Below are 22,452 nucleotides of genomic sequence, written 5' to 3' on the forward strand. Positions count from 1 at the left end.
AATGATACGGTTCCCCGCCGCTCTGGTATGCCCTAATGACCGTTGATATGACGTGCCCGGCAGATTCCAGCGGCCTGTTCACCGCCAGTGAAGTGGAGGCGCGCTCCGGCGTGCCCGCCACCACCCTGCGGCAGTGGGAGCGGCGCTACGGCCTGCCGCATCCCCAGCGCAACGCCAGCGGCTACCGGCTTTACAGTCGGCGAGATGTGGCCCTGATTGAGTTCATGCGCCAGCGCACCGAGGAGGGCGTGCCGGTGAGTCGCGCCGCTGAACTGGCCCGCCAGCAGTTCGCCGTGCTGGGCGAGACGCCGGGTGATCCGGCACTTGTGCTTGTTGCTCCGCCTTCTTCAGGCCACCCCGAGGTGAGTGCGCCGCTGGCTGCCCAGACACTGGTGGACGCTCTGATCAAATCGGATCTGGCCGGGGCCGAGCGGCTGCTGGCCGAGGCCCAGGCCCGCATCAACATCGAGGGCGTGCTGATGCAACTCATCCAGCCTGCCCTGGGCATTCTTGGTGAGCGCTGGGAGCGCGGCGAGATCACCGTGGCGCACGAGCATCAGGCCAGCGCCTTCCTGCGTGCTCAACTGACGGCGCTGCTGAATGCGGCGGGCCACAGCCGTTTCGGGCCGACGGTGGTGGCCGCCTGCGGGCCGCAGGAGCAGCACGAACTCGGGCTGCTGATGCTCAGTGTGGTGCTGCGGCGTCTGGGCGTGCAGGTGCAGTACGTGGGGGCCAATACCCCGCTGGGCGATCTGGTGGTGTATGCCCGCAGCGTCGGGGCGCAGGCCATCCTCATCAGCATCAACACCCAGGAATCGCTTCAGGCAGCCTTGCTCCAGCGCCGCGACGTGCAGGGACAGGACATTCCGGTGTTCGTGGGCGGCAAGATTCTCAACGCTCAGCGCCAGGCCGCCGCCGAACTGGGCCAGTGGGCCGGACCCGACGCGGTGCAGGCGGCCCGGACCATTGTGGACGCGCTGAAATTCCAGGAGCGCCGAACATGAACGCGACTCTCAGTCATGGACACGGGTTTGCCGGTCAGCGCTACTCGCGCGGCACCTACCTTTTTCGCCAGCACGATCCGGTACAGGGCCTTTACCGAATTGAGACCGGGCTGATCCGGCTCAGCCAGCTGACGCCGCGAGGCCGTCTGATGACCCTGCGGCTGGTGTTGCCCGGCGACTACTGCGGCGAGGACGCGCTCAACGGTGGGCATTATCACCACCACGCCGAGGTCCTGACCAGCTCCAGCATCGTGCAGGTCGATCCGGCGAGTCTGCCTGAGAGCACGGTGCTGGCGCTGGCCCGCAGCCTGGGCAGGCAACTGGGCCGGGTCATCGACCACGAGGTCAGCTTGCAGTCGGGTGATCTGCGCCTGCGGGTGGTGCGTTATTTGCTGCAACTGGTCGATACGCCGCTGGGTGCCGAGGACGCCGAGAACCGTCTGTACGTGCGCGCCACCCACGAACTGCTGGCTGAGGGCAGCGGCAGCACCCGCGAGTCGGTCAGTAAGGCCATTACCGAGCTGCGCTGCGCGGGCCTGATCGAGACTGGCTACCGGCACATCACCCTCACCAACCTGGCCGGGCTGCGCGCGCTGGTCAGTTCAAGCGAACCCGGTTCCAACCTCACTTCCAAGGAGACCCATTCATGACCCAGCCGCACCCGCCCGCGCCCTCGTCGTCGTCTGCTGCCCTGCGGGTGCTGGTCACCGGGGCCACCGGCTTCGTCGGCAGGGCGGTGGTTGCCGAACTGCTCCGGCGCGGCTACGCAGTGTTTGCCGGGTCACGCGAAGGCCAGGGACTGCCCGGCGCGGTAGGGGTCAAGGCCGACGTGACCAGCCGGGAAGGCATGCAGGTTGCCGTGGACGATGTGCAGCCGGGAGCCGTCGTTCATCTGGTAGGGATTATCGCCGAGAAGGGCGCGCAGACCTTCGGGAAGGTGCATGTCGAGGGCACCCGCAACGTGCTGGCCGCCCTGCCTGCCGGAGCGCGCTACCTGCACATGAGCGCCTTGGGCGCGGACCCGTCCAGCAAGAGCGGCTACAGCTCCACCAAGGGGCAGGCTGAGCAACTCGTCCGGGCCAGCGGCGTGGCCTATACCATCTTCGAGCCCTCGCTGATCTTTGGCCCCGGCGACGACTTCTTCGGGCGCGTGCTGAAAAATCTGGTGTCGCAGGCTCCCATCGTGCCGCAGATCGGCGATGGACATTTTCCCTTTCGTCCGGTCAGCATTCAGGATGTGGCCGCCGCCTTCGCAGGCGCGCTGGAACGTCCCGAGACGGTGGGCCAGACCTATGAGCTGACCGGCCCGGCGGAGTACACCTTCCGCGAACTGCTGCAACTCGAACTCTCGGCGCTGGGCAAACGCAAGCCGATTGTGCCGGTGCCGCTGCCGCTGATGAATCTGGCCGTGCCGCTGATGAACCTGCTGCCCAGCCCGCCGATCACCAAAGACCAGTACGCCATGCTGCTGGAAGGTAGTACCGGTGATCCTGAACCGGCCCGCCGGGCTTTTGACTTGCCGATGCTGAATCTGGAAAAGGAATTGCCGCAGCTGTTGAAGAAATGAGCGCTGGGCAGGCCGAGGGGACGGCGCTGGTCTTCTCGGCGCTGGGCTTATTGGCGCTGGGCCGCCGCCTGGGCCTGAAGGATAAGCCGGTGTTTCTGGCAGCGGGCGCGACCTGCCGGGTTTACCGGGTCGGCGAAACGGTGCTGCGAATTGGTCAGGGCCGCTTCGTCGTCGACTCTGAACTTCGCCGCGCCCTGGTACGGCTGGGCGTGCCGGTGGCCGCACCGAGAGCGGTGGGGGAGGGCTGGAGTCTGGACGCCCTCGTCACTGGCTCAGCCGTCCGCGAGCTGAGCGGCGATCAGGCCCGGCAGGTGGGTGCAGCACTGGCGGCGCTGCACTCGTTGCCGGTGTCGGGCTGGGGCCTGCTGCGCGATCAGGCCGGGCCGTTCGTCGCAGTGGCCCCGGCGCTCCGTGAGGGGATTCAGACCCGCTTGCTCGACGCCTGGCCCTTTGGTACGACGCCGCTGAAGCGTCACCCGCTGATCCGTTTCGCGCCCGATCTGGCGCGGCCCATCCGCTTGTTGGAAGCCGACCTGCTGGCCCTGGCCGACGCGCCGTCCGTCATCAACCACAGTGACCTGCACCGCGAGCAACTGCACTTTGAAGCTGGGCGGCTCAGCGGCCTGCTCGATTTCGGCGATGCAGTGGCCGGGCCGCCTGGCTGGGACGCGGCCTCGTTCGCGTACTTCTGGGGCTGGCGGCGGCTCCCGGCATTTCTGGCCGGGTATGGGCAGCCGAATCTGGAGAACCAGGCCCGCCTGATGGCCGTGCCGCTGGCCTTTCACCGGGCCAGCCGCGCCGTGCTGGAGCCGTCACGGCTGCGGCGGGCGGCGAGCTATCTCCGGGCCGCCCTCACCTCCAGCCGTACACCAGCTTCCTGATCAGCCACTCGGCTGGCCCGGCAGAGAAGCGCCGCAGGTACAGGTTCGAGACCCAGACCTGGGCCAGTCCCAGCGATAGTGCCAGCAGCAGGGCAGGCAAGGCTCCCCACTGTCCGTAGAGGTTCAGGCCATACGGATAGAAAAGGGTCGTCATGATCAGCGACTGAACCAGATAATTGCTGAGGGCCAGTCGGCCAGAGGCGGCGAAGGCCGTCAGCCAGCCGAGCTTGCCCGAGGCGGTCAACAGGCCCACCCCGCCGATGTAGGCCAGCGCCAGGGCCAGGCCCCCGCCGAGCCGGGCCAGCAGGCCCCACACCTCGGCGCTGTAGCTGTCCTGGGTGTTGAATATGGCCAGCAGCAGGCTCAGCGGCAGCCCCCCGCCGAGGCCGAGTGTCAGCATCCACATCAAGGCCGGGCGGTGCTGCTGCGGCCACCACAGCACCCCGGAGCGGTAGAGCGCGCCGCCGAAGCAGAACAGGGCCAGCAGCCAGAAGCCGTCGAAGCCCACCACCGAGCTGAGCGCGGGCAGCACCTGATGGACGCGGGCCGAGGCAATGTCCAGATAAGTCTGCCCCGCCGAGACCACCGCCGGAAGCTGCCTCAGGCCGACCAGACTGCCGACGCTCCCCAAAAATCCCAGCGTCCAGCCGACGCCCGAGAGTGCCCCGACGATCACCAGTAGCCGGGGTCGCGCCCGCTCCAGCAAAACCAGCGCCGCGCCGACGACGGCGTAGTTGCCGATGATGTCACCGTGCCAGACCAGCACGTAATGCAGCGTGCCGACCAGCAGCAGTACCGCCAGCCGCCGCAGCAATAAATTTTTGCCGCCCCGCTCCAGCAAGGTGAAAGCCCCGGCCCCGAACAACATGGCGAACACGCTGATGAATTTGCCGTTAAGCAGCAGATCAATGATGATCTGCGCGCCCCGGTCCGCGCTGCGCTGGGTCCACTCGGCGTACCCGGCAAAGTCCTGGGCATTGACGCACAGGATGCCCAGCAGCGCCAGGCCGCGCAGCACGTCGGGCAGCGGGGCACGCTCGGCGGGTGGGGTGGCGCGGGGACCGCTTACGGATTGAGGTGCGGACATGTCTCAAGGTAACGCCTGAGCGCTGGTCGGGCCGGGTTGAATGGGTCTTGCCTCAGTCGCAGGCCACCAGCAACTCAGCCGCCGGAGTAATTCGGAGTTCCGCCGGGCGCAGCAGCCCGTGCGACTGCCGGAAGTCCTGCCAGCGCACCAGCTCGGCCACGGCTTCCTCCACGATCAATCCGGCTTGCGGCAGCGCGGCGCGGCGCGAGGCCAGGTTGCGGCTGACCACGCCCTGAAGGTCGTCGAGGTTGAAGAGGTGTGCGCCCGGCACCGTCCCGATGTCGGGGTTGAGAATGCGCGGCACGCTGATGTCGATCAGCATCATCGGGCGCTCGGGGCGCGCGCTTAGGGCCAGGTCCACGCCGGACGCGCCCAGCACGTAATGCGGCGCGGCACTCGACGCGATGACGACGTCGGCTTCCGGCAAGACCTCTTGCAGGTACTCGTGGGCGCAGGCCCGCCCGCCGAGTTTGTCGGCCAGTTGCTGGGCGCGCTCGGCGGTGCGGTTGACCACGATGATGTCCTGCACGCCCGCCGCCTTGAGGTGGGTCAGGGTCAGCTCGGCGGTCTCGCCCGCGCCCACGATCAGGGCGGTGCGGCCCGTTAAATCTCCCAGCCGCTGCCGGGCCAAATCCACGGCGGCGCTCGATACGCTCACCACCTTGTCGGACAGACCGGTCTCGAAGCGCACCCGCTTGCCTGCGCTCAGAGCGCCCTGGGCCGCCTTGTTGAGCAGCGCCCCGGTGTCGCCTCGCTTCGAGGCGTCCTGCCAGGCCCGCTTGACCTGGCCCTGGATCTGAGTCTCACCGATGACCAGGCTATCCAGGCCCGCCGAGACCCTGTAGAGGTGCTGGGCCGCCGCCTCGCCCTGGTAGACATACAGGTACTCGCGCAGCAGGTGGCCCCACGAGCCCTCGAAGGCCGAGAGCGGATCGCCGCCGATCCCCGCCAGGTAGACCTCGGTGCGGTTGCAGGTCGCCAGCAGCATCACCTCGCGGGCGTGGCGGCGCAGGTGCGAGAGGACTGCTTCGCGCTCGTCGTCGCGCACGGCGGCCCGCTCACGCACGGCGATGGGTGCAGTGGTGTGGTTAAGTCCGACCACGGCCAGATCGAGAAGGCCGAGGCTCATGCGCCCAGCCCCACAGCGGCCCGGATCTCGGCACGCAGATCGCTCATGGCTGCCTGCCGTGCGTCCGCGCCGAGACTCAGGGCCGCGTCGCGCTGGGCGGTCCAGGCAGGCAGTGGCAGCGCCTCCGGCAAGCTGAGCGCCACCTTCTCGCGCAGGGCCTGGGCCAGCATCGGCAGCTCGCTGCCAGTACTGATCGCCACCGTCACGCCGCCCCGCTCCAGCACCGCCGGAAAGCGCAGGTTGCCTGCGCCCGCCTCGCCCGCATGGTTGACCAGCGCGCCCAGGGCCAGGGCCAGCCGCGTCACCTCGGCGTTGACGACTGGGCTGCTGGTGCAGGCCACGACGATTCGCATTCCCGCCAGGTCGGCAGGCTCGAAAGCCCGCTGACAGCAGTCGAAGCCCAGGGCCAGCAGTTCGGGTAACAGGTCGGGCGCAATGACCCGCACGCGCAGGCCCGCCGTCTTCAGCGTCACGGCGCGGCGCAGGGCCACCGGGCCGCCGCCCACGATCAGCGCCGGTTCGCTGTCCAGATGGAGTATGGCCGCCAGATTCACTGGGGCAGTATAGGCCGCCTCCAGAGGGCGCAACGTCCCCGACCGAGCGGTCAGAAATGCGTGCTGGCGCGGGTTTGATACATGTTGGCCTCAATTCCGAAACAGCCGGGAAAGCGCCGGAGGGTTCTCCACCGTCGTCAACGGACGCGGTTGACCACGCCATTCCTTTACCGCGCAACCCATGGTTGTTGCTTCTCTCTTCAGTCGGGATGCTCAGGGAACCATCCGCAATTTGGATGAAGCCCCGGCTCAATTCACTTTTTGATCCGTCTGACGGTCCGGCGCGGCGGCGGAAACAGCAGCCGCGACACGGCGCGCAGCGGGTAGAAGGCCAGCGTGCCCACTGCCACGCCGATCAGCACCGCCACGAAGAAATTCCACTCCAGCGCCATCCAGATCGCGATGAAGACGAAGGTTCCCACCGAAGAGGCCAGTAAAATAGCGTAGCGCCGCGCGTGATCCACCGGGGTCAGCGAGTCGAGGTCCATGCCCTATTTCAGCACACCTTCACCCAGTCAGATGGCCTTCTCCCCAACGCTGCCGGAAGCCGAACTCACCGTTGCAGCGTAGCGGGCGTGGCACAATTTCTGGATGAACTTGAACGATACGCTCTCTCAACATGGCCTTCAAAACGGCCTTTTCGATGTCGCCATCGTGGGTGCGGGGCCGGTGGGTCTGGCCGCCGCCATCGCCTGTAAGCGGGCGGGCCTCAGTTACGTGGTGCTGGACAAGGGCTGTGTGGTCAACGCCATTTTCGACTACCCCACCTACATGACTTTCTTCACCACCGCGCCGGAGCTGGAAATCGGCAATCACCCGATGGTGACGGGGCACGACAAGCCTGACCGCAAGGACGCGCTGATGTACTACCGCCTGGTGGCGCAGCGTGAGCAGCTCAACATCCGCCAGTACAGCGAGGTGACACGCCTGCACGCCGCGCCTGCCGGGTTCACCCTGGAAGTCGAGGGCGAGGGCGGCGAGATGGATGTGGTGGAGGCCCGCCGGGTCATCGTCGCCACTGGCTACTACGACAACCCATTGCACCTGGGCATTCCTGGCGAGGACGCGGAGAATGTGAGCCACTACTACACCGAGGGCCACCCCTTCTGGCGGCTGAACGTGACTGTGATCGGTGCGGGCAACAGCGCCGCTGACGCTGCCCTCGATCTGTGGCGCAGCGGCGCGAAGGTCACGATGGTGGTCCGCGCCTCCGAACTCAAGAGCACCATCAAGTACTGGGTGCGCCCCGATCTGGAAAACCGCATCAAGGAAGGCAGTATCAAGGCCGTGTTCGAATCGCAGGTGGCCGAGATCCACCCCGAATATGTGCTGGTGCAGCACCGGGACGGCACTGTGGAGAAGTTGCCGACCCATTTCACCTTTGCCCTGACCGGCTACCGTCCCAAGCTGGATTTCCTCGAAGACCTGGATCTGGTAACCCAACCGGACCAGTGTCTGGTGCTGAGTGAGGCCCACGAGAGCAGCGTGCTGGGATTGTTCGTGGCGGGTTCGGCGGGCTACGCGGGCAAGACCAATCAGGTATTTATCGAGAATGGGCGCATCCACGCCGAGCAGGCGGTGGCCGAGATTGCGCGGCAGTTGCAAGAGCGCGAAGCGGCGCTGGTGTGAGTGACAGGTAACGGGGAGCGGCCCGTTTCACGCCGCTGAGATGGGCCAGGTCAATATGGTGTAAACAGAGTTTAGGTCGCCCCGCTACGGCGCTTGCCCCCGGCCAGTCCTTATACTCCTCCCCATGTCCCGCCCCGGCACCACTTACCTCCCTGTCATCGGCCTGGAAGTCCATCTGCACCTCAACACCCGCACCAAGATCTTCAGCGCGTGCAGCACCGACTACTTCGGCAAAGACCCCAATACCTTCATTGACCCGTTCACATTGGGCCTGCCTGGCACCCTGCCGACCCTCAACCGTGAGGCGGTCAACCTGGCCATCATGTTCGGGTTGGCGCTGGGCTGCGACGTGTCGGGCTTCACCCAGTTTCACCGCAAGAACTACTTTTACCCTGACGCGCCCAAGAATTTCCAGCTCTCGCAGTATGACCGCCCGATTGCGCGGGACGGCGCATTGGATGTGGGCGGCCAGCGCATCCGCATCAACCGCGCCCACCTCGAAGACGACGCGGGCAAGCTGATGCACCCGGCCTACGCGCCCTACAGCCTGCTCGATCTCAACCGTGCCGGAATGCCGCTGATCGAGATGGTGACGGAAGCCGACCTGACCACCCCCGAACAGGCCCGTGATTTCCTGACCCAGATCCGGGCGATCGCCCAGGCGCTCGGCGTGTCGGAAGCCAACCCCGAAGAGGGCCAGATGCGCTGCGACGTGAACGTGAGCCTGCACAAAGAGGGCGAGCCCTGGGGCACCAAGGTGGAAGTCAAGAACCTCAACTCGTTTCGCAGCGTGCAGAAGTCGCTCGAATACGAGATCTCCCGGCAGGCGCGGGTGCTTGACACGGGCGGCACCATCACCCAGGACACCATGGGCTGGGATGAGGGCGGCCAGAAGACCTTCGTGATGCGGACCAAGGAGGGTGAGGCCGATTACCGCTACTTCCCCGAACCCGATCTGCCCCCCCTCAACATCACCCCGGAGATGATCGCCGCCGTGCGGGCTCGGATGCCCGAACTCCCTGCCCAGAAGCGGGAGCGCTATCTGGTGGCCGGGATTCGCGCCGTCGATGCCGAGACGCTGAGCATGGACGCGGCCCTCAGCCGCTTTCTGGACGAGGCGCTCAAGTCAGGGGCAGACGCCCAACCGCTCGATGCCCAGAAGCTGACCAACTGGCTGCTGACCGATGTGGCCGGGTCGCTGGCCGCCCGCGAGCAGAGCCTGAGTGACAGTGCCCTGACACCGGCCCATCTGGCGGCACTGGTGAAACTGATCGACGCTGGAACCATCAGCGGTAAGATGGCCAAAGACCTGCTGCCGGACGTGATGGCTGGGGAGGACCCGGCGGAACTGGTCAAGGCACGCGGCCTGGCTGTCGTGACCGACACGGCGGCGATCGAGGCGGCCATCGACGCCGCCATGCAGGCCGACCCCGCCACTGTCACCAAGGTGCAGGCGGGCAACACCAAGGCCATGAATGCCCTGTTCGGCCCGGTCATGAAGGCGTTGGGTGGTCAGGCCCGGCCCGACGTGGTGCGGCAGCTCTTGCAGCAGAAACTGGGTGTATGAGGCTGCGCTTCTGAACCCTGCGGCAGTCCGCCGCGCCGCACTGGTCGCGCTGTGGGTGCAGGTGGTGGCCCTGATCGCTTACGGCATCTATCAGGCGCTGGGCAGCAGCGGCGCGGACCTGCTGCTCAACTCGCTCGACGTGGTGCTGGCGACCATCAGCCTGGGCCTCTGGACCGCTTTACTGGGCGACTTCTTGCGTGGCGCACAGCCAGGACAGGCACAGCTGGGGGTTCCCGACCCGCGACTGCGCGTCTTCCGGGCCGTCTACCCCTGGCTGATTGCGTTGCGGGCCGCCATGTGGCTGCTGACCTCGCTGGCCCTGCTGGGCGGCGCGGGTGATACGGCCAACCCGCTGGCGGTGCTGGTGCTGTTTCTGGTCTGGGGCGGCGGCATCGTGGGCGGCCTGGCGGTCTATACCATCAGCGCGGCCCTGTTTGCCACCCCCAGCGATGCGGCGGGCCGCGCCCGGCTGCTGACCTGGCTCAACCTCTCGGCGGCCCTCAGCGTGGGTATGACCGTCATGAATGTCTGGCCGCCCACCGGCTTCCTGCCTGCGCCCGCCCTCACCGATCAGCTCATCTGGGCCGGACTGGGCGTCTTGGATGTGCTGGCAACCCTGCTGGCCCTGCGCGCTGTGCAGGTCATGCCAGTTCAGGAGTCAGGGGAGCTGACTCAGCAGCGAAATTGAAGTGTGGACGGGACGGACCAGGGGCAATCGTTCTGATCCCTCCCCCCCGAGTGTGATAGGAGCAGAAAAACCGGAAACGTAGACTGCCTTCCATCTCGGCTGGCTGGGCAAGTCTTCGGCACAGCGCCCACTCCCTGACTGTTCCACAGTCTGGAAAGTCGGCGCGGGTGGCCTACCAGGACGCGGGAAGCTCCATCCCGAGCGGACTGGTACAGCTCCGTGGGAGAGCGACCTGCTCCCACTCCCCACCGGGGAGGGGACTTCTTGGGCAGAACGGACGCCCTTGAGGACGCCTGCCCGCTGGGGGAGGAGAGAGCGCAACGTTCTACTCTCCGATTGCCAACGAAAACAGCCGGAACGCTTTTGGCACGCTCCGGCTGCTACGGCTTCGTCCCTCCCTACATCGCCCGCCACATCAGGTAGCCCATCACCAGCCCGCCCACCACGATGCCGATCAGCGACGCCGTGCGGACTTTTTTCAAGAACAGCATGAGGCCCAGCCCGGTGAGCGCCACGACGACCAGAAAGACGCCCGACACGTCGATGACCCAGCTCCAAGCTCCGCCCGAGTCGCGGCCCTTGTGAAAATCGTTGGCGATGGCCAGCGCACCCTGAGCGTCCACATTGACCGAATACTTCCCACCCTGATCAAACTGCACGTCGGCGCTGTAGCCGGGCGCGCGAAAGCTCAGGCCGCCCACGCCGCCGCTGTACTGAAAGTCGTCGGCGCTGCCGTGTAGGCCGTATTTGGCCCGCAAAAACTCGGCGATCTTGAGGGCGTCGGGCTGGCTCCTTTGAATCCACCCGGCGGGCAGCGTTCCGCTGAGCTGCTGGTGCTTTTCCACGCCGCCGAAGGTCCAGTTGGGGTGGTTGAGCGTGACCCCGGTGGCCGCAAAAAAGAGAATCAGCAGCAAGCTGAACATCGAGATGTAGGTGTGCAGCCATCTCAGCCAGACGTTGAGCCTGGCCCTGACGGGGCGTTGGCGCAGGACCGGGCGGGTGGCCGCTGCTGCGGGGCTGGTGTCCTGGGTCATGCCTTCTTGCGGTAGTCCACGCTGACGCTGCTCAGATCGGGGTTCACGCTGCTGTCGAGGGTCTTTTTGAGGGCAGATGTGCCCAGCGTGACCTTCTCGCGCACCAGTCCGTAGGGGCCATGCTCGCGGGCCACCTCCACGCACACGAAGTAATCGCCCTGCGGGGCCTGGACCTTCTGGTCGGTCTTGCCGTCCCAGACCAGGGTGTACTTACCGGGGTTGCGCGTGGGGCTGGACACGGTGGCGACCAGGGCACTGCTCTCGGAAAACCAGCGCCGCAACTCGCTGATGTAGCGGGCGTGCCGACTGGTTTCGGCCCACAGGCTGAGGGTCCGTACCGGGTTGCCCTTGGCGTCCTCGATGTAGACGGCGACGTAGGGGCGGTTGTAGCGGAATCCGCTGGCCTGCGCCAGTTCCAGGTTGACGGCCAGTTCCATGCTGCTGGGCAGGGTGGCACTCTTGACGGCTCCCTGGGCGTCAGCCAGGTTGAGCCGGGGCAGGGCCAGGGTGGCTGCCAGGGCGGCGGAGGCTTTGAGGGCGTGTTCCAGAAAACGGCGGCGGTTGAGGGGATTGGGCATGGGTGATCTTCCTCCGTGAGGGTTAAAGGGGGGTTAAGGGCAATTGGTGGTGCTGCCAGAAGGCGTTGCTGCGCGGCTGCAGGCCGCCCAGGATCAGCACACCGACGCCCGGTAGCGCGTCGGCCATCGCCAGGCTCTCGTCTGGTTGCAGCACGCAGAAGGCCGTCGAGAGGGCGTCGGCCTCAGCACAGGTGGGAGCCAGCACCGAAACGGCGCGGGCGGCGGCGGTGGGTTGTCCGGTGTGTGGGTCGAACAGGTGTGCGCCCCGGTGGGCGTGCCCACTGGTGGCAACGGCCTGATTCTGGATTCTCACGAACAGCAGCGGTTCGCGGTTGTCAGCCAACTCGCCGGGCGCTTCCACACCCACCTGGACCGTCTTTCGCCCGATGTGGCGCACGTCGCCGCCGATGTTGAGCACCACCTCGCGCACACCAGGCGACTCGAAGGCTGCCTGCGCTGCCTGGTCGGTGATGTGGCCCTTGGCGTGGGCATTGAAGTTGAGGCCCAGGTCGGTGTGGAGCGTGACCTGGTCGCCGTCCAGGGTCCAGAGCGGGCGTCGCATCTGCTCCAGCACCCGGCCCAGTTCGCCCGGTTCCGGCTCACCGGAGGCCCACAACTTCGCGAGGGTGTCGGAGGCCGGGTGAAATGCGCTGCCGGTCAGGGTCATGAAATGCTGGGCCTGGTCCAGCAGTGCGGCGAGGTCGGGCGACACCTGCACAGGCTGGCCGGGCCTGGCTTGCAGGCGGTTGAGTTCGCTGTCCGGCAGAAAGCGGCTGAAAATGAGTTCCAGCCGGTCGAGTTCGGCCAGCAGGGCGCGCTCGGCAGCGTCCAGGCACGTCGCGGTGTCGCCCAGCAGTTGCACTTCCAGTGCCGTGCCCAGCACGCCTTCAAGGCGGCGCAGTCGGCGTCTGGGACGGGTGGGGAGGGAAGGCCACTTCATGACCTGCCCAGTCTGGCGGGGGTTTGTGAAGATTGTTCGTGGAGTGGATATGGTTTCTGCGTGTGAGGGCAGCGGGTGCCCCGAGGGCATTGGTCCATGTTCATCAGCACTGCTATCTGTATTGCGGCCTCGACAAACATTCAAGCTTCGTCTATCCATGTCAGGGTCAGATGGAGCGCGGCTAGAGGACTGCCCAGGATAAATGAACGCCCCGGCGGCTCGACTGTTTCTCACCCCGGCCCGTCACAAGCTGAGGGCCATGAACATCACTTTGCAAGGTCGGCGTGCCCTGGTGACCGGGGCCAATTCGGGAATCGGGGAAGCGGTGGTGCGGGGACTGGCCGCCGCCGGAGCGCGGGTCGTCATCAACTATGTCTCGCACCCGGAAGCCGCCGACAAGATCGCCGCCGACATTACCGCAGCGGGCGGCGAGGCGTTCACGGTGCTGGCCGATGTGAGCGACCCGGCGCAGGTGGCCGCCATGTTCGAGCAGATTGACGCCCGCTACGGCGGCCTCGACCTTCTGGTCAACAACGCGGGCATTGACGGTGCGCACACCCTGAGCTGGGACGCCGACCCGGTTGCCTGGCTTCAGGTCATCCGGATCAACCTGTTCGGGGCCTTTTTGTGCGCTCAGCAGGCCCTCAAGCGGATGGTGCCGCAGCGGGGCGGGGTCGTCGTCAACATCACCAGCGTTCACGAAAAGATCGCCTGGAGCGGTTACAGCGCCTACGCGGCCAGCAAGGGCGGCGAGGAAATGCTGATGAAGACGCTGGCCCAGGAAGCCGCCCCGCACGGGGTCCGGGTGCTGGCGCTGGCTCCCGGCGCGGTCCGCACACCGATTAACCAGGCGGTCTGGAGCAATCCCACCTCGCTGGCCGATCTGCTGACCAAGATTCCGCTGGGCCGCATGGGCGAAACCTCGGACATTGCCAATATGGTGGTGTTTCTGTGCTCCGAGCAGGCCAGTTACGTGACCGGCACCACCGTGTACGTGGACGGCGCGATGACCGATTATCCGGAGTTCGCGCACGGGGGCTGACCCGAGCAGGTCAATGCAACCGAACCACCCGGATCAGGCTAACTCAGTGCCTGCATCAGATCGGCCTGCAAATCGGCCAGCGCTTCGACGCCCACGCTCATGCGGATACTCTGCGGGGTCACACCAGCGGCGCGGCGGGCAGCCTCGGGCATCCGTCCGTGGGTGGTGGTCCAGGGATGCACGACCAGGGTACGGGTGTCGCCCAGGTTGGGAGCCATTCGGATGACTTTGAGGCGTGACAGGAACGCGGCAGGATCGGCCACCTCGAACGACATCACTGCGCCGAAGCCGCCGCTGAGGTAGCGCTGGGCCAGGTCGTGATGTTCGCTGCTCGATAGCCCCGGATAGTTGACCCGGCCCACCCCCGCGTGCGCATTCAGAATTTCGGCCAGAGCCAGCGTCGTCTCGCACTCACGGGTCAATCGCAAAGACAGGGTTTCCAGGCCCAGTGCGATCAGGTACGCGCTCTGAGGCGGCAGTACCATGCCGAGCTGCGAAGCGCCGAACCAGCGCTGCCGCCAGGCCAGTGCGCCCGCGCCCCGCGCTGCCAGCAGACTCGGCGCACCGTCCGTGTAAATGGGGTTGCGGCTCAGGTCGTGGGCCGTACCCACCGTGACGCTTCCGCCCAGTACCGAGCCGTGCCCGCTGGCCCATTTGGTCAGGCTGTGCGTCACCATATCGGCCCCGAAATCGAGCGGGCGGCACAGCAGCCCCACCCCGCCCCAGGTGTTGTCCACACCCAGCAGGGCTCCCTGCGCGTGGGCAATGTCCGAGAACGCCGATAGATCGGCCACGTCAGCGGCGGGGTTGCCGATGGTCTCGGCCCAGACGAGGCGGGTGTTGGGCTGCATGGCGGCGCGCACGGCGTCGGGCGTGTTGGCCACCAGGGTCGCCGTGATGCCCATCAGCGGCAGCACATTGCCCAGCAGTCCCACCGAGCCGCCGAACAAGCTGCTGGTCGCCACGATGTGGTCCCCGGCCCGGCAGGCGCTGAGCATGGCGGTGAAGCTGGCCGCCTGCCCGCTGCTGAGGCAGACCGTGTCGGTTCCGCCTTCCAGCGCGGTGACGCGGGCTTCGAGGGCCTTCGTCGTCGGATTTTGAATGCGCGCGTAGCTGCTGCCCGTATTGGTCTGAAACTCCTCGGCGGCGGCGTCCAGACTGTCAAACTGAAAGGCCGCCATCTGCTGTATGGGGAGGCCCACGCCCACCCCGGTGCCGCGCTCGATGCCGGTGTGGACAGCCAGCGTGTCGTAGGCGAGGTCGGTGCTCAGTTCGGGTGGCAGGTCACGGAAAGCGTCACTCATGCCTTCGATGCTAACGCGGCGGGGTTGTTCAGGGAGCGGCGGTGTATAGCTGCGGTGTGTATAGTTCCGGGCGTGTCGTACCTCTCCGAACTGCGCGCCGTCGTCGGCCCAAGACCCCTGTTCAGCGTCGGGGCCAGTAGCGTCGTGCAGGACGAAACCGGGCGGGTACTGCTCCAGCGCCGGGGTGACGACGGTCTGTGGGGGTTGCCGGGCGGCGGCCTGGAACCCGGCGAAACGTTTGAGGAAGCCGCCCGCCGCGAGCTGAACGAGGAAACCGGCCTGGACACGCCGCTGGCCTTCTGGCAGGCGCTCAGCGGGGCGCATCTGTACCACCGCTACCCCAACGGCGATCAGGTGTACTTCGTGGGCGGGCTGTGCCGGGGCCGCCTGAGCGCTGCTTCCTTGGAGCACGCCGTGCCCGACGACGACGGCGAAACCCTGGCGCTGGGCTGGTTTGGGCTGAATGGGTTGCCGACCATCAGTGCCAACGTCAACAAGCAGACACTCAGCCTGTTGCGGGCCGAGGTGGGCCTGCCGCCACTGCCGCTGGAGCCCTCGCCACTCCCACCTGTAGGTGAACACATGCGCGAGTTGCGGGCGCTCGTCGGGCCGCGTCCTCTGTTCGCTCCCGGCGCGAATGTGCTGCTGCGAGACGGGGAAGGGCGGGTGCTGCTGGTCCGGCAGGCGCACAATGGCCTGTGGGCGCTGCCGGGCGGCAGCATGGAACTCGGCGAGACCTTTGAGCAGGTCGCCCGGCGAGAGCTGAAGGAGGAGGCCGGAGTCAGGGTAGACGAACTCAGGCCGCTGAGGCTATACATCGGGCCGCAGTACCGCTTCACCTATCCGCACGGCGACGTGGTGGACAACGTGTCCCAGCTTTTCGAGGCGCAGTTTTTGGGCGGTGAGCTGAAGTTGCAGGCCGGTGAAGTCACGGAGGCGGCCTGGTTCGCCCCCGCCGACCTGCCGCCCGAACACGGGCTGAGCGGGCCTCTGATTCGGGCCAATCTGAGCGACTGGGCTTAACTGCTGTCTGCCAGCGCCGCTGCCACCGCCCTGGGCAGTTCGCGCGCCACCCGCGCCAGGGTCCGCGAGGCCGCCGCCTGCACCATCTTCTCAAAGGCTGCGCCGCCCCACTTCTCGGCGGCGGGCAAACCGAGGTGGGCGCGAAAGACGAACGAGTAGTCCAGCGCCGCGCCGCTGAGCTGGCCCTCGCCCGCCACTTCCAGCCAGGCCCGTTCATGTTCGATCATCTGTGGTAGGAGGCGTGCGCCCCGCTCGGTTTCTTCCAGCACGCTGAAAAATGGCAGGGTGACCTCACCGAGCATTGGCAGCGAGACCGCCAGCACCCCGCGCACCTCGGCGGCGCTCACCGACAGCTCGCGCAGAAAGCGCACCTGCGAGAGTGAGCGGGCCGGATCGCGCACGAAGGCCAGCGCCGCCGCCGAATCGCCGGGCGCGGGCAAGCTGAACGGCTGGTCGGCTTCGATGATCATTGCCGGAAAGCGCCCACGCGGCTCAAGTCAGTCCACCCATTCGATCACCACTGCGCCTTTGGCCAAAGCGTCACTTAGATCGTCGTCGCTGGCGCTGCGCAGCCGGGGCAGGTGGGCGAAGCGCGGTGTGGCTGAAGCGTAGCCGAGGCGCACCACCACCGCGTCGTTGGCATCGTCCTTCCCGATGCGCCACACCAGTTGCCCGCCGAGCGCTTCGAGCTGGGATGCGAGTTCGGGAGTCGAGGAGCCAGTCATGGGTGTATTGTAATGCGCCCGAAACGCCCTGGTCCCTATACTCGCCGCGTGACGACGACTCCCCGCTGGATGAACCGCCCGGCCACCTGGCGCTCGAAACTGGCCGCGTCGCTGCTGCGGCTGGGCGGCTGGACAGCGCTGCTGCCCCCCGTGCCCGGAAGCAAGCTGATCGGCATTGCCTATCCGCACACCAGCAACTGGGATCTGCTGCCTGCGCTGCTGTGGGCCTGGGCCACCGGCACGCCGCTGAAGTTCGTCGCCAAGCACAGCCTCTTCCGCTTTCCGCTGGGGCCGCTGCTGCGCGCCTGGGGGGGCGTATCAGTGGACCGGCGCAAAGCCGGGGGCAACTTCGTGGACGCGGTGGCCGCGCTGATTGCCGAGCAGCCGGAGATCGTGCTGGGCCTTGCGCCTGAGGGCACCCGCGAGCGTGCCGAGGTGTGGAAGAGCGGCTTTTACCACATGGCCCAGGCGGCGGACGTGCCGATTGCCCTGATCGCCTTTGACTGGAAACGCAAACGGGTGGGCGTGCTGGCCTATCTGACGCCCAGCGGCGACATCGAGGCCGATTACGAGAAGATTCGGGCTGCCTACGCGGGCGTGGTGGGCAGGCACCTGCAGAAGGCCACCCCGATTCGGGCCAGCCTGGGCGCAGTGGAGGGAGTCAAGGAGCGGATGTGATGTTCACACCTGAACGCTTCATTCCTGGTCTTTCAGTCCCTGAATCTCCTCGATAAAGCGCTCCAGACTGTCGAACTCTCGGTAGACGCTGGCAAAACGGATGTAGGCCACGTCGTCGAGGGGACGCAGAAAGTTCATGGCCCGCTTGCCGATCTCACCGCTCTCGATTTCTGGCGCGCCGACCTCGTCCTCGAAGCCGTAGGCAAAGGCCCGTAGGGTTGCTTCCGGAATGGGGCGCTTCTCGCTGGCCAGTCTCAGCCCGCGCAGCAGCTTGTCAGGATTGAACGCCTGCCTCAGCCCGCCGCGCTTGACGACCATCAGCGGTTCGAGCTGGGCGCGCTCGTAGGTCGTGAAGCGCCGCGCGCAGCTCAGGCACTCGCGGCGGCGGCGAATGGCCGCGCCGTCGTCACCGCCGCGCGAGTTGACCACCTTGCTGTCGGCCGCGCCGCAGTAGGGGCACTTCAAGAGCTTCTCAGCAGATTTTCGCGGATCTGGTCACGGTACTTTGGTGCGGGCGGCAGCGGCACCTCGATGACGTTGCCGCGCAGGTGGTGCAGCTCCGGCAGGGCCAGGGTCAGTACCGCCTCGGAGAGAGGTGCGTCGGCTCTGCCCTCGTTGCTGCTGGCGCGGCTGGGCAGCACCATATTGAGCCTCAGCTCCTCGGCCTCGGCCCGCTCGACCAGACCGCGCAGTGCGCCGCGCTGAGGATAGGCTTGCAGTCCCAGCTCGTCGAGGTGCGGCCCGACCAGGGTCAGCCAGGTGCCGGGCAAGCGCCGCTGAATGATCTGGGCAATCATGACGCTGCTCTTGACATTGCAGTTGAACAGATCCATCCACTCGTTTTCGCTGAGCATGGTGAAGTTGGCATGCGCCCGTTTGTCGGCCAGATGCACGATGCCGTGCAGCACCCCGAAAATCTCCAGCATCCGGCTCTGGGCGCTGAGCCAGTCGAGGGTCACGCCCACGTCGGCCTTAAGCGGAATGGCTGTGCCGCCCGCATGCTCGATCTGGCTGGCGTGCGCCGAGAGCGTCTCGGGATTGCTGCCGATCAGCACCACGCTGGCCCCGGCCCGCGCCAGGGCACTGCTGACGGCCCGGCCATACCCCTGGTCGCCGCTGGTCACAGCGATCACCTGGCCTGCGAGGCGTTGGGTGTCCACCCCTTCAGAATAGCTCACCGGGTGCGGCGACACGTCAGCGGCGAACTTCACGGCAACTCGTCCTCGTCGTCGAAGGGAGCCTCGAAGGTCAGGCGTTCCAGGTCCGGCGATTCTCTGAGCTGCGCCTTGCTGTCCGCACCCCGGTGGGTCGGGGGGGCTGCGCTCTGCACCCGGCTGCGCTTCTTGAGCATGGCCGGTTCCTTGTCGAGATCGAAGACAAAGTGCTTGGGCCGCCGGTCACGTAGCCAGGCTTCCAGCGCCACCAGGCGCGGGCGAAAGCGCAGGTATTCGCGCAGGTGGCGCACCGAGACGAACTTGGCTTCCTGCACGTCCCTGTCCGGGTCGCGCGGCCCCAGCGTGCCGCCCACCTCACGGCCCACGTAGAAGAATTGCAGGTGGTGGCCCCAGGTTTCGGCCTGAAACTCCACCAGAAAGGCCAGTTCGCGCAACTCCACGATGAGTCCCGTTTCCTCGTAGGTCTCGCGCCGCGCTCCCTCCTGAAGCAGCTCACCGACTTCCAGGCCGCCTTTGGGCAGGCTCCAGCGGCCCCGTTCGCGCACGATCAACACCTCGTCGCCGCGCATCACGATGCAGCCCACGCCGATGCGCGGCTCGGCCAGCGGGCGCTTGTTGCGGCCCCTGGAGGGCGGCGCGGTCACCGGCGGCGTCACCTCGCCCCTGCGGCCCTGACTGATCTGGCCGGGTGCGTCGTTCTTGCGCCGGTTGTTGCGGCCCCGGTGGCGGCTGCGGCTGCGGCTGGTGGGCTGATCGCCGGACTGGGCAGGTTTGGCCTGGGTCGGTTTCGGCTGGGCAATTTTTGGCTGGCCGACCTGTTGCTGGGCCGGTTGCGGAGTGGTGGATGGGGTGCGGGCGGTGGGGGCCTGGCCCTTGGGGTCAGTTTCGGGCATCAGCTTTCTCCTGCCAGGTCGTTGAAGCGCACGTGGGAGCTGTGAAATTGGAGTTTGACAGTGCCGACCGGGCCGTTGCGCTGCTTGCCGATGATGATCTCGGCGATGCCCTGCTGGTCGGTTTCCTTGTTGTAGTACTCGTCTCTGTAAATGAACATCACGATGTCGGCGTCCTGCTCGATCGCTCCGCTCTCACGCAGATCTGAAAGCATCGGTCTGTGGTTGGGCCGCTGCTCCACCGCGCGCGAGAGCTGCGAGAGGACCATCACCGGCACTTCCAGCTCGCGGGCGATGCTCTTGAGACTGCGCGAGATCAGGCTGATCTCCTGCTGGCGGTTCTCGTTGCCGCCGCTGCCACTCTTGTTGCCCGACATCAGTTGCAGGTAATCGATGATGACCAGCCCCAGGTTACCGTGCTGCGCCTGAATGCGCCTGAGTTTGCTTCTGAGGGCGTTGACGGTCAGGTCCGGCTCGTCGTCGATGATCATCGGGGCCTCGGCCAGCCGCCCGGCGGCGTGGGCCAGTCGCTCGAAGTCGCGCTCGTTGAGCTGCCCACTGCGGATACGGTTCATATCGACCCGCGCTTCTGAACACAGCATTCTGAGGGCGAGCTGCACGCTGGGCATCTCCAGGCTGAAGACGGCCACCGTTTTCTCGCCGCGCAGGGCGACGTTCTGGGCGATAGAGAGGGCGAAGGCCGTTTTTCCCATGCTCGGCCTGGCCGCCAGCACGTTCAGACTGCCCTTCTGCAATCCCGAAATCTGGTCGTCGAGGTCGCGAAATCCGCTGGCCACGCCATCGGGAATGCCTTTATTGCTGTGCAGCAGCGTGATGTACTCGAAGGTGTCCTGCACCACCTCGCTCATGGCCTGGTACTGCTCGCCTTTTTTCTTCTGCTCGGCCACCTCGAAGATCATCTTCTCAGCCTTGTCGAGCAGATCTTCGAGCGGCAACTGACCGTCGTAGGCCAGCTTCATGGCCTGGGCGCTGGCTGAGATGAGCTGGCGCAGGGTGTGCTTTTCCTGCACCAGCCGGGCGTAGTGCTCGGCGTAGGCCGAGGTCGGCACCTGGTCCGACAGTCCGATCAGGTAAGTCAGGCCGCCCACGTCGTCGAGCGTGCCGCGTTTGGTCAGCTCGTCACTGAGCGTCACCAGGTCCACTGGTTCGCTGCGGTCCTGCAAATTGCGCATGGCGGCGAAGATCTTGCGGTGGCCTTCCCGGTAAAACATCTCGGGCGAGAGGGTGTCGGAAATCTGGATCAGCACATCGTTTTCGAGCAGAATACTGCCCAGCACGCTGATTTCGGCGTCGTTGTTGTGCGGGGGCACGCGGGGAGTCAGTTCCATAGGAGCCTTTTTTGCCTGGCCCAGCAAACAGGGCCTGCACGCGCCAGCACGGAGCGCCGGGAAAACGCGGGCGACGTGTGGGCGGGAATGGTTGGAATGTGGGACGGAGAAGTCCCGTCTGGCGTGGAAAGCAGCTTTCCTGGCCTGACCTGAGAGTGATCATAGCAAAAGTCCGGCGGGGCGGCCCGAGGAGGGTCTGACTGCCGAACCTTCCCCTTCAGGCATCCAGCCCCGTTAACTGTCCACCACCACCAGCCCAGCGTATTTCAGAATTAGCCGTTTCTGTCCCACGCCCGGAAAGTACACCAGCACCTCGCGCTTGTCGCCCTGGTGGAAGCCCTGAGTAAACACCCCGTCGCCGAATTTGGCATGCCGCAGCCGCAGCGGATTGGTCTTGGCCACCGCCCGCTGAATGTCGCGGCTGGGAATGCTGAGTCGGGCGCTGACTTCTGGCAACGACAATCCGTGCAGGTCGAGCAGCTCCCTGGCCTGGGCCGCCCAGGAGTGGCTGGACCCGCTGGCAGCGGGCGGCGGCGCGACTTCCGGCTCGAAGGCGTCCGTTGCCAGCGCAGGCACGTTCAGCAGCGTTTCCAGATAGGCGCGGGTGGCGGCCTTGTCGGTGGGGCGACGCTCGCCGCTGGCCAGAAACGGCGAGAAGCAGCGGCTGACCGAGGTGCACTCGAAGCAGCCTTTCTGACAGCAGGATTTGCGGCACAGCTCCAGCGCCCGGTGCAGCAGGTCGTCGAGCTGCTCGTAGGCCCGCCGCGCCACGCCCAGACCGCCGCGCCAGTCGTCATAGAGAAAGAAATAGTTGTCGTTGTGTTCCCGGAACACACCCGCCACGTCGCCCTCGTCGCAGGCCACCCGCTCGGGAATCAGCTTTTGCAGCAGGTGCTTGAGGGTGTGCGCCACCGCGCTGGGCTGCTCGGTGGCGCGGGCGTCGATGCCCAGCTCGATGGCGGTAGTCTGAAACGGCGTGGTCTGGGTGGGCGTCTCGTAGAGGTGCTCGCTGAGTTTGTTGGCCTGCATCTTGTCCTGAATGCGGCCTCCGCAGTGGCGGCAGGTGCGCTCGCTGAGGCCCGGCTCACGGTCACAGCCGCTGCACGCCCGCTCGAAGACCTCGCGCATCAGGGTGTAGCCGCTGTACTGGCGCTGAATCGTCACCGTGCCGAAACGGTAGGCCAGCGCCCCGCGCGTCTGCCAGGCGCTCATCTCGCGTGGCGTTATCAGAGTGGCGTGCAGGCCGCGCGTGAAGGTGTGCTGGTTGTCGTATTTCTCCACCAGAATGGCGGTGGCCTCCGAGGTGGGCAGCCACCGCTTGACTTTGTAGCCCTGCCCGTCGAGCGTGAACACCGCTTCCTCGTGCTTCTCGATCAAAGCGTAGTGGTGGCTGGGGCTTTCCAGCGGTGCGGCGAGTGCCCTGGGGCCGTGTTTGTCCCACTCGCTCTCCTCAATCACCACGAATTTGGCGCTGCCCTCGCCGCGCAGGTTCCAGTACTTGCTGGTCGGCGCGAAGTCGCCCAGACCCGCCAGATACAGTTCCTCCTGCTCGCGTTCTTTGTGGCGCGGTGCGAGGTAAGGGTTGCTGGCCTCCACCACCGCCTTCTC

25 protein-coding genes (1 of these 25 running past the window's edge) are annotated in these 22,452 nt (G+C 66.4%); 10 read left to right on the plus strand and 15 right to left on the minus strand.

Features of this window, described 5'->3' with window-relative positions; genetic code table 11:
* Nucleotides 1-47: 47 nt before the first annotated feature.
* Genes N0D28_RS07065 through N0D28_RS07080 form a run of 4 tightly spaced genes read left to right on the plus strand, consistent with a single transcriptional unit; the run spans nt 48 to nt 3,452 of the window.
* Nucleotides 48-1,004 (plus strand): MerR family transcriptional regulator, encoded by a 957-nt coding sequence (locus N0D28_RS07065; protein ID WP_260561662.1) that lies wholly within the window; start codon nt 48-50, stop codon nt 1,002-1,004.
* Nucleotides 1,001-1,654: a Crp/Fnr family transcriptional regulator gene (locus tag N0D28_RS07070; protein ID WP_260561663.1), complete on the plus strand. Its 654-nt coding sequence runs from the start codon at nt 1,001-1,003 to the stop codon at nt 1,652-1,654. The genes N0D28_RS07065 and N0D28_RS07070 overlap by 4 nt, the downstream gene beginning before the upstream one ends.
* Nucleotides 1,651-2,571, plus strand: coding sequence for a complex I NDUFA9 subunit family protein (locus tag N0D28_RS07075; protein WP_260561664.1), 921 nt, complete (start codon nt 1,651-1,653; stop codon nt 2,569-2,571). Before N0D28_RS07070 ends, N0D28_RS07075 begins: the two co-directional genes overlap by 4 nt.
* A complete protein-coding gene (locus N0D28_RS07080; RefSeq protein ID WP_260561665.1) occupies nt 2,568-3,452 on the plus strand; it encodes a phosphotransferase in 885 nt (294 codons plus the stop codon). The genes N0D28_RS07075 and N0D28_RS07080 overlap by 4 nt, the downstream gene beginning before the upstream one ends.
* Here N0D28_RS07080 and N0D28_RS07085 read toward each other — a convergent pair.
* From N0D28_RS07085 to N0D28_RS07100, 4 genes are all read right to left on the minus strand, one after another.
* On the minus strand, nt 3,424-4,539 hold the full coding sequence (locus N0D28_RS07085) for a DUF418 domain-containing protein (RefSeq protein ID WP_260561666.1): 1,116 nt from the start codon (nt 4,537-4,539) through the stop codon (nt 3,424-3,426). The genes N0D28_RS07080 and N0D28_RS07085 overlap by 29 nt on opposite strands.
* 52 nt (nt 4,540-4,591) lie before the next feature.
* Nucleotides 4,592-5,668, minus strand: coding sequence for a glutamyl-tRNA reductase (gene hemA, locus N0D28_RS07090; RefSeq protein ID WP_260561667.1), 1,077 nt, complete (start codon nt 5,666-5,668; stop codon nt 4,592-4,594).
* A complete protein-coding gene (locus N0D28_RS07095) occupies nt 5,665-6,222 on the minus strand; it encodes a precorrin-2 dehydrogenase/sirohydrochlorin ferrochelatase family protein (protein WP_260561668.1) in 558 nt (185 codons plus the stop codon). Before N0D28_RS07095 ends, hemA begins: the two co-directional genes overlap by 4 nt.
* A gap of 254 nt (nt 6,223-6,476) precedes the next feature.
* The gene (locus N0D28_RS07100; RefSeq protein WP_260561669.1) at nt 6,477-6,710 is read right to left on the minus strand and encodes a hypothetical protein; all 234 of its coding nucleotides are present in this window, start codon (nt 6,708-6,710) and stop codon (nt 6,477-6,479) included.
* Between the two features lie 103 nt (nt 6,711-6,813).
* Between N0D28_RS07100 and N0D28_RS07105 the strand changes: the two genes are divergently transcribed.
* The 3 genes from N0D28_RS07105 to N0D28_RS07115 all read left to right on the plus strand — a co-directional run bounded on the left by N0D28_RS07105 (nt 6,814) and on the right by N0D28_RS07115 (nt 10,106).
* The gene (locus tag N0D28_RS07105; RefSeq protein WP_260561670.1) at nt 6,814-7,851 is read left to right on the plus strand and encodes a YpdA family putative bacillithiol disulfide reductase; all 1,038 of its coding nucleotides are present in this window, start codon (nt 6,814-6,816) and stop codon (nt 7,849-7,851) included.
* Between the two features lie 124 nt (nt 7,852-7,975).
* A complete protein-coding gene (gene gatB / locus N0D28_RS07110; protein WP_260561671.1) occupies nt 7,976-9,418 on the plus strand; it encodes an Asp-tRNA(Asn)/Glu-tRNA(Gln) amidotransferase subunit GatB in 1,443 nt (480 codons plus the stop codon).
* Nucleotides 9,411-10,106, plus strand: coding sequence for a hypothetical protein (locus N0D28_RS07115; protein WP_260561672.1), 696 nt, complete (start codon nt 9,411-9,413; stop codon nt 10,104-10,106). Before gatB ends, N0D28_RS07115 begins: the two co-directional genes overlap by 8 nt.
* Nucleotides 10,107-10,504: 398 nt before the next feature.
* On the opposite strand, the gene N0D28_RS07120 is transcribed toward N0D28_RS07115, so the two are convergent.
* The 3 genes from N0D28_RS07120 to N0D28_RS07130 are packed head-to-tail and all read right to left on the minus strand — an operon-like array spanning nt 10,505 to nt 12,658.
* Nucleotides 10,505-11,140, minus strand: a complete 636-nt coding sequence (locus tag N0D28_RS07120) for a PepSY-associated TM helix domain-containing protein (RefSeq protein ID WP_260561673.1) — start codon at nt 11,138-11,140, stop codon at nt 10,505-10,507.
* Nucleotides 11,137-11,718, minus strand: coding sequence for a DUF2271 domain-containing protein (locus N0D28_RS07125; protein ID WP_260561674.1), 582 nt, complete (start codon nt 11,716-11,718; stop codon nt 11,137-11,139). The genes N0D28_RS07120 and N0D28_RS07125 overlap by 4 nt, the downstream gene beginning before the upstream one ends.
* A 22-nt stretch (nt 11,719-11,740) precedes the next feature.
* Complete coding sequence (locus N0D28_RS07130; protein WP_260561675.1) at nt 11,741-12,658, minus strand: FAD:protein FMN transferase; 918 nt, start codon at nt 12,656-12,658, stop codon at nt 11,741-11,743.
* Between the two features lie 259 nt (nt 12,659-12,917).
* On the opposite strand from N0D28_RS07130, the gene N0D28_RS07135 reads away from it, so the two are divergent.
* Complete coding sequence (locus N0D28_RS07135) at nt 12,918-13,700, plus strand: glucose 1-dehydrogenase (protein WP_260561676.1); 783 nt, start codon at nt 12,918-12,920, stop codon at nt 13,698-13,700.
* Between the two features lie 38 nt (nt 13,701-13,738).
* Here N0D28_RS07135 and N0D28_RS07140 read toward each other — a convergent pair whose 3' ends face one another.
* Nucleotides 13,739-15,004: an aminotransferase class I/II-fold pyridoxal phosphate-dependent enzyme gene (locus N0D28_RS07140; protein WP_260561677.1), complete on the minus strand. Its 1,266-nt coding sequence runs from the start codon at nt 15,002-15,004 to the stop codon at nt 13,739-13,741.
* Between the two features lie 72 nt (nt 15,005-15,076).
* Here N0D28_RS07140 and N0D28_RS07145 point away from each other — a divergent pair, with 72 nt between their 5' ends.
* On the plus strand, nt 15,077-16,027 hold the full coding sequence (locus tag N0D28_RS07145; protein ID WP_260561678.1) for an NUDIX domain-containing protein: 951 nt from the start codon (nt 15,077-15,079) through the stop codon (nt 16,025-16,027).
* On the opposite strand, the gene N0D28_RS07150 is transcribed toward N0D28_RS07145, so the two are convergent.
* Nucleotides 16,024-16,497 (minus strand): DUF3809 domain-containing protein, encoded by a 474-nt coding sequence (locus N0D28_RS07150; RefSeq protein ID WP_260561679.1) that lies wholly within the window; start codon nt 16,495-16,497, stop codon nt 16,024-16,026. The two genes, N0D28_RS07145 and N0D28_RS07150, sit on opposite strands and share 4 nt — an antisense overlap.
* 27 nt (nt 16,498-16,524) lie before the next feature.
* Nucleotides 16,525-16,752, minus strand: coding sequence for a DUF3248 domain-containing protein (locus tag N0D28_RS07155; RefSeq protein ID WP_260561680.1), 228 nt, complete (start codon nt 16,750-16,752; stop codon nt 16,525-16,527).
* Between the two features lie 48 nt (nt 16,753-16,800).
* Here N0D28_RS07155 and N0D28_RS07160 point away from each other — a divergent pair, with 48 nt between their 5' ends.
* The gene (locus tag N0D28_RS07160) at nt 16,801-17,430 is read left to right on the plus strand and encodes a 1-acyl-sn-glycerol-3-phosphate acyltransferase (protein ID WP_260561681.1); all 630 of its coding nucleotides are present in this window, start codon (nt 16,801-16,803) and stop codon (nt 17,428-17,430) included.
* Nucleotides 17,431-17,448: 18 nt separating this feature from the next.
* Here N0D28_RS07160 and nrdR read toward each other — a convergent pair whose 3' ends face one another.
* The 5 genes from nrdR to N0D28_RS07185 form a co-directional block, all read right to left on the minus strand.
* The gene (gene nrdR / locus N0D28_RS07165; protein WP_260561682.1) at nt 17,449-17,895 is read right to left on the minus strand and encodes a transcriptional regulator NrdR; all 447 of its coding nucleotides are present in this window, start codon (nt 17,893-17,895) and stop codon (nt 17,449-17,451) included.
* Complete coding sequence (locus tag N0D28_RS07170; RefSeq protein ID WP_260561853.1) at nt 17,892-18,608, minus strand: SDR family NAD(P)-dependent oxidoreductase; 717 nt, start codon at nt 18,606-18,608, stop codon at nt 17,892-17,894. The genes nrdR and N0D28_RS07170 overlap by 4 nt, the downstream gene beginning before the upstream one ends.
* 29 nt (nt 18,609-18,637) lie before the next feature.
* Complete coding sequence (locus tag N0D28_RS07175; protein ID WP_260561683.1) at nt 18,638-19,498, minus strand: NUDIX hydrolase; 861 nt, start codon at nt 19,496-19,498, stop codon at nt 18,638-18,640.
* Complete coding sequence (dnaB, locus tag N0D28_RS07180; protein WP_260561684.1) at nt 19,498-20,844, minus strand: replicative DNA helicase; 1,347 nt, start codon at nt 20,842-20,844, stop codon at nt 19,498-19,500. Before dnaB ends, N0D28_RS07175 begins: the two co-directional genes overlap by 1 nt.
* A 234-nt stretch (nt 20,845-21,078) precedes the next feature.
* Nucleotides 21,079-22,452: the 3' portion of a DEAD/DEAH box helicase gene (locus tag N0D28_RS07185; protein WP_260561685.1), read on the minus strand. The gene runs 1,236 nt beyond the window's last position; the window shows 1,374 of its 2,610 coding nt (coding positions 1,237-2,610); its start codon lies beyond the right edge, outside the window — the gene reads right to left on this strand; the stop codon is at nt 21,079-21,081.

It is taken from the genome of Deinococcus rubellus (genome assembly GCF_025244745.1).
GTDB classification, from domain to species: Bacteria; Deinococcota; Deinococci; order Deinococcales; family Deinococcaceae; genus Deinococcus; species Deinococcus rubellus.

Coding starts and splice junctions, on each gene's coding strand:
- N0D28_RS07065 (WP_260561662.1), top strand. CDS start 48: ATGACGTGCCCGGCAGATTCCAGCGGCCTGTTCACCGCCAGTGAAGTG.
- N0D28_RS07070 (WP_260561663.1), top strand. CDS start 1,001: ATGAACGCGACTCTCAGTCATGGACACGGGTTTGCCGGTCAGCGCTAC.
- N0D28_RS07075 (WP_260561664.1), top strand. CDS start 1,651: ATGACCCAGCCGCACCCGCCCGCGCCCTCGTCGTCGTCTGCTGCCCTG.
- N0D28_RS07080 (WP_260561665.1), top strand. CDS start 2,568: ATGAGCGCTGGGCAGGCCGAGGGGACGGCGCTGGTCTTCTCGGCGCTG.
- N0D28_RS07085 (WP_260561666.1), bottom strand. CDS start 4,539: ATGTCCGCACCTCAATCCGTAAGCGGTCCCCGCGCCACCCCACCCGCC.
- hemA (WP_260561667.1), bottom strand. CDS start 5,668: ATGAGCCTCGGCCTTCTCGATCTGGCCGTGGTCGGACTTAACCACACC.
- N0D28_RS07100 (WP_260561669.1), bottom strand. CDS start 6,710: ATGGACCTCGACTCGCTGACCCCGGTGGATCACGCGCGGCGCTACGCT.
- N0D28_RS07105 (WP_260561670.1), top strand. CDS start 6,814: ATGAACTTGAACGATACGCTCTCTCAACATGGCCTTCAAAACGGCCTT.
- gatB (WP_260561671.1), top strand. CDS start 7,976: ATGTCCCGCCCCGGCACCACTTACCTCCCTGTCATCGGCCTGGAAGTC.
- N0D28_RS07120 (WP_260561673.1), bottom strand. CDS start 11,140: ATGACCCAGGACACCAGCCCCGCAGCAGCGGCCACCCGCCCGGTCCTG.
- N0D28_RS07125 (WP_260561674.1), bottom strand. CDS start 11,718: ATGCCCAATCCCCTCAACCGCCGCCGTTTTCTGGAACACGCCCTCAAA.
- N0D28_RS07130 (WP_260561675.1), bottom strand. CDS start 12,658: ATGAAGTGGCCTTCCCTCCCCACCCGTCCCAGACGCCGACTGCGCCGC.
- N0D28_RS07135 (WP_260561676.1), top strand. CDS start 12,918: ATGAACATCACTTTGCAAGGTCGGCGTGCCCTGGTGACCGGGGCCAAT.
- N0D28_RS07140 (WP_260561677.1), bottom strand. CDS start 15,004: ATGAGTGACGCTTTCCGTGACCTGCCACCCGAACTGAGCACCGACCTC.
- N0D28_RS07150 (WP_260561679.1), bottom strand. CDS start 16,497: ATGATCATCGAAGCCGACCAGCCGTTCAGCTTGCCCGCGCCCGGCGAT.
- N0D28_RS07155 (WP_260561680.1), bottom strand. CDS start 16,752: ATGACTGGCTCCTCGACTCCCGAACTCGCATCCCAGCTCGAAGCGCTC.
- N0D28_RS07175 (WP_260561683.1), bottom strand. CDS start 19,498: ATGCCCGAAACTGACCCCAAGGGCCAGGCCCCCACCGCCCGCACCCCA.
- dnaB (WP_260561684.1), bottom strand. CDS start 20,844: ATGGAACTGACTCCCCGCGTGCCCCCGCACAACAACGACGCCGAAATC.